Raw genomic sequence first — 4,466 nt, 5'->3', positions numbered from 1 at the left:
GGAATCTCGGTGATCCCCGCAGCCGCCTCAGCCGGCACCCCCACCGCCTCAATCATGAACAGCTCGAACGCGTCGCCGCGTCGTCCGTCTGCGACCAGCGCATCGAACCGCTCGGTGAAATCAGCACTTCTCTGCGGGTATCCCGCGTACACGTAGAACGGCGGCTCATAGCAAGCAAGTCGCGAGATCGGGAGGCCGTGAAGCACCGCCTCGAGCGCCAGGACTGCACCGGAAGACTCGCCGAACAGAGCGGCGTGCCCACCAGCGACGTCGATGAGCGCCGCAATATCTTCGATTTCCCGTTCAACTGCGTACGGCGCGGTATCCCCGCTTTCGCCGCGACCTCGCCGGTCGTAGGTGATCACGGAAAACCGAGATGCCAGTGAAGCGGAAAGCTCAGACTCCGTCTCGGAAATGGCGCGGTATTGGGTTGCGCCGGCCACAAAGATCACGGGAGGGCCTTCGCCAGTGCGTGTGTAGGCGATGGCTGTGCCATCGGCGGATCGCACGGTGTCTTCGATCGAGCTTCCCGCTGGTTGTTTCTTGCTCATGGTCTACCTTCCACGTGCGGAGCGAGGTTGTGATTTCTTCGGAAGAGGTTGTCAGGGTCGTAATGCGACTTCGCTCTGCGAAGCCTGGCCAGGGTCGACGGCGGATACATGAGCTCAGCGATCGACGGGTCCGTGCTGTTGGTGAAGCCCCCGTACATGCCGGCTGTCTGCGCGGCGACGGGCTCCCAGAGCGCGTTGACCTTGCTCGAGGCATCATCGGGAATGTCGGGAGTCAGGAATACCGCGGAGATAATGAGGATCTCGGCATCGCGATAGGCGATGGCCGTGGCATCGGCGGGCACACGGTTGAAGGCTCCTTGGATGTGGCGGATCATCAGGATCGCGGAACCGAACTTGGTATGCGCGTCGACGAGGCTCTCGATTAGCTCGTCGCTGAAGTTGTCGGCGAACCCGTTATTGTCGATGATGGTCAGCGCGCGGTCCGGGACCTCCGGTTCGACGAGCACATCCACGTATGCCTTGGAGCCAACGTCTTGGCCGGTGACTCCAGGCAGGTCGAGCAGCGGCTTGAGCGCAGTCATGGCTGCGGAAATGTCATCACTGCCGTAACAGAAGAGAACCTGCCACCGCGCGGGATCGTCGAGCCCGAACGAGGGCATGGCGAGGAATGTGGTGTTCAACTCCTGGGGTGCATCTCGCACGACATCACGCCAATTACGCAGTGTCTGCTCGAGCGCATTCGGTTCGAAATCGATTGATCCGGTCACAACTCCCTGCAAGGGGTGGGCCTGGAAGGTGAACCGTGTGACGACACCGAAATTGCCGCCTCCGCCGCGCAAAGCCCAGAACAGTTCGGGTTCGGAGGTCGCACTGGCGGTGACGATGGCACCGGATGCCAGCACAACCTCGGCTTCGAGCATGCTGTCGACAGTGAGGCCGTACTGCCGCACCATCCACCCGATCCCGCCGCCGAGCGTCAGACCGCCGACGCCGACGGAGAAGGTGTCGCCCGATGACAGTGCGAGCCCGTGCGGCTGCAATGCCTGGGCGACGTCACCCCATACCGCGCCGCTTCCAATACGCACCAGTCCACCATCGAGCACCTCAACGCCACGGACGCCCGAAAGGTCGATCACGATTCCGCCCTCATTCGTGCTGAAGGGAGTGTGGCCTCCGCTGCGGACCGAAACTTCAAGCCGCTGCGCGCGTGCGTACGCAAGTGCAGCCGAAACATCCTCGGTGCTTGAGGGACGCGCAATCAGCACCGGGCTGCCAAGCACGCCATATGACGTGGCGGCAGGCACATACTCGTGCGAGGTGGCGGTAATGATCTCGCCGACGAAACCCTCGATCATTCCGGTACCGCCGAGGGGAACGAGTGGTGTTCGTGCACAATGAGCCACTCACCATCCTCTTTGCGAAAACCCATCGAGAGGCGGGCCGGGCTGGTTCCGCCGATCGTGATGAGCGCATGGGCGAAGGCGACGCTGTCGCTCGCGGTCACCTCGATGTCGGAGAGGTCGAAGGAACCGGGTCCACCCGGGCTGTACTCGAAGAAGAGCTCCCAACCCGCGCGGTATGCGACAAGTCCTTTCAGCTGCACTGGCGGAGGCACGTCGAACATGAGCACGTCGTTCGAGTGATGAGCGATGATGCCTTCCATCTCGCCGTCGCGCACCGCCTGCGCCCAGCCTTCAATGAGCGTGCGGACTTGTGTCGTTTGGTCTGGGGCATCCTGCTGCAACATGGTGTGACTCCTATGGGTTCGAGAGTGTCTGTCACTACCTATAACCCCCAGAAGCCGGGAAACTCATCGCTCCGAAACAAAACTGGTGTCGACCCAAGTTTCTTCAGGCCACGCAACGTCCCAGAAATCCAGCTTGCGCGCTCCGCGGGTAGCTTCGGTAGTTTTAATTCCAGGGAGCTTGGTGATCCGGCCCTCTCGCGAACTCATCGCCAATAATGCTGAGAAAGGAGGGAATGAATGGTCCAAAGAGAAGCACCTGGCGCACAAGTTCTTGACAACGCGCGGGCGGGAGCTGCGTTCAAGAAACTCATCGATCCTTTCCGCGGCGAACTGCACGCGCACTGTTATCGAATGCTCGGATCGTTTCACGACGCCGAGGATGCGGTGCAGGAGACGCTCGTCCGTGCATGGCGAGGGCTGGAGAGGCTCGACGATTCGGGTTCGATCCGGCCGTGGCTGTACAAGATCGCCACCAATAGGTGCCTGACAATGATCGAAAGACGAGGACGACGTGAGCTTCCCATTGATCTGGGCCCAGGGGTGCTGCTTACTGAGGCGATGTGGCTCGAGCCGTATCCCGATGAGAACCTGCGCGGGCGAGAGGGAGACCCCGCGGCCTCTTTCGCGGCTCGGGAACGCATAGAGCTGGCGTTCGTGGCCGCCCTTCAATATTTACCGGCCAGCCAGCGGAGTGTTTTGATTCTGCGCGAGGTACTCGGTTTCTCGGCCGTCGAAGTTGCCGGGCTCCTCGCGGTAACCGTCGCGTCGGTCAATAGCTCACTTCAACGTGCCCGCAAGACCCTCGGTCGACGGACGCATGACGTCAGCCAACAGGAGGCGCTTCGCGCCTTGGGTGATGACGGCATCAGTCGGCTGGCTGAGCAGTATTCAGCTGCCTGGGAAGCAGGGGATGTCAACGCGATCGTGTCTATGCTGACCGAGGATGCGAAGTACTCCATGCCGCCGTTGGCGGTCTGGTACCAGGGTCATGACGACATCACGGCGTTCCTCCTCGAAAAACCGTTGGCCATGCGCTGGCGTTTTCTTCCGACCCACGCGAACGGACAGCTCGCGTTCGGCACCTACATGTGGGACGACGAAAAGAATGTCTACGTCTCGGGGGGTCTCGACGTGCTCACCATATGGGGCGACAAGATCGCCGAGGTCGTTTCGTTCCTCACCGCAGACCTCACTGCGTTCGGTCTCCCAAAGGAACTCGCGAACTGATTTTGCTCATGTTCGACGTACAGCCGCCGTTGCAGCTAAAAGGCCTCAACTCATACCGGGAAGCCTGGGACCTTTTCTTCAAGTACAGCCCGGTGGCCCCGGCTCGTTCGACCTCGCGGAGATCAAGGTCACCGCGAGCGACACTGTCGCGTTCGCGCATGCCATCAACACGATTCGAGGTGCTTGCCCCGTACGGCCGGATCATGATCAACGGTGCGGCCACCGGTGAGCTGGTCAGCGTGCCCGTCACAAGCATCTTCGGCCTGAGCTCCATCGCCGGGTTCAACCTCACTGCGTGGCGGATGACCAGGCCTGCGCAGGCACGGGCGGAGATGGACGAGCTCGCCGAACTATTCGCGACAGGCAAAATGACCTCGGCCGTACACGCCACGGTGTCGCTCGAGGCCGGAGCCGAGGCGCACCGCCTCCTCGATCAGCGGTCCGTACTCGGCCGCGCTCTCCTTCAGCCATAAGGCTTTCGGTGGACCGGTGTTCGTGCACTGTCAATGCTCGTCTGCCATCTGGAACGCGCCCGCTTCCAGGCGGTGAATGAGCTGCTGGGTCCAGTCCGATCGACCGTCTGCGGTGTGAAGCCAGAGTTCGATGACGGCGCCGACCGGTCCCCATTCGCGCACATCGGCGTCGGTCGGGAGAGATGAGGTGATAGCGGTGCGCCAACGCTGCATCCCTGCTGCCCGTTGATTCAGCAGGGCGATCGCCTCGGCCCTGGGCAGGTCTTCGATGAAGCCGACCGCGGCCGACAGCGTGTCGAGTCGGGGATCGTGCCGTGAGAGCGCTGCGCGCAGCAGGGCGAAGTATGCCGTTTCCCCCTCGGCAGTGATCTCGTACTCGGTGCGCGGTGGGCCGCCGGCATCGCTGGCCGCGGCATCGTGGACGCTGAGCAGACCGCGAGCACTCATCGAGGTGAGCGCGTGGTACACCGAGCCGGACGTGGCCGTCGACCACTCGTGAGCGCCCCA

General features: G+C 62.3%; 6 protein-coding genes. 2 read left to right on the top strand and 4 right to left on the bottom strand.

Annotation, left to right across the window (positions count from 1 at the left end):
• From K323_RS0123335 to K323_RS0123325, 3 genes are all read right to left on the bottom strand, one after another.
• Positions 1-551, bottom strand: a 551-nt coding sequence (locus tag K323_RS0123335; protein WP_022887667.1) for an alpha/beta fold hydrolase, incomplete at its 3' end; no start/stop codon positions are given.
• Positions 548-1,867, bottom strand: coding sequence for an FAD-binding oxidoreductase (locus K323_RS0123330; protein ID WP_022887666.1), 1,320 nt, complete (start codon positions 1,865-1,867; stop codon positions 548-550). The genes K323_RS0123335 and K323_RS0123330, both read right to left, overlap by 4 nt.
• The gene (locus tag K323_RS0123325; protein WP_022887665.1) at positions 1,864-2,259 is read right to left on the bottom strand and encodes a YybH family protein; all 396 of its coding nucleotides are present in this window, start codon (positions 2,257-2,259) and stop codon (positions 1,864-1,866) included. The genes K323_RS0123330 and K323_RS0123325 overlap by 4 nt, the downstream gene beginning before the upstream one ends.
• Before the next feature lie 237 nt (positions 2,260-2,496).
• Here K323_RS0123325 and K323_RS0123320 point away from each other — a divergent pair, with 237 nt between their 5' ends.
• Both K323_RS0123320 and K323_RS30150 read left to right on the top strand, forming a co-directional pair.
• Complete coding sequence (locus tag K323_RS0123320; protein ID WP_022887664.1) at positions 2,497-3,486, top strand: sigma-70 family RNA polymerase sigma factor; 990 nt, start codon at positions 2,497-2,499, stop codon at positions 3,484-3,486.
• 158 nt (positions 3,487-3,644) lie between these two features.
• Positions 3,645-3,959, top strand: coding sequence for a zinc-binding dehydrogenase (locus tag K323_RS30150; RefSeq protein ID WP_022887663.1), 315 nt, complete (start codon positions 3,645-3,647; stop codon positions 3,957-3,959).
• 30 nt (positions 3,960-3,989) lie between these two features.
• On the opposite strand, the gene K323_RS0123310 is transcribed toward K323_RS30150, so the two are convergent.
• Positions 3,990-4,466 (bottom strand): PadR family transcriptional regulator (locus K323_RS0123310; RefSeq protein WP_022887662.1); only part of this gene is annotated, 477 nt, incomplete at its 5' end.

The sequence above is a fragment of the Glaciibacter superstes DSM 21135 genome, assembly GCF_000421145.1.
GTDB lineage: Bacteria > Actinomycetota > Actinomycetes > Actinomycetales > Microbacteriaceae > Cryobacterium > Cryobacterium superstes.
The sequence above is the reverse complement of the archived record's forward strand: the minus strand, read 5'-3'. Positions and strand labels throughout refer to the sequence as shown.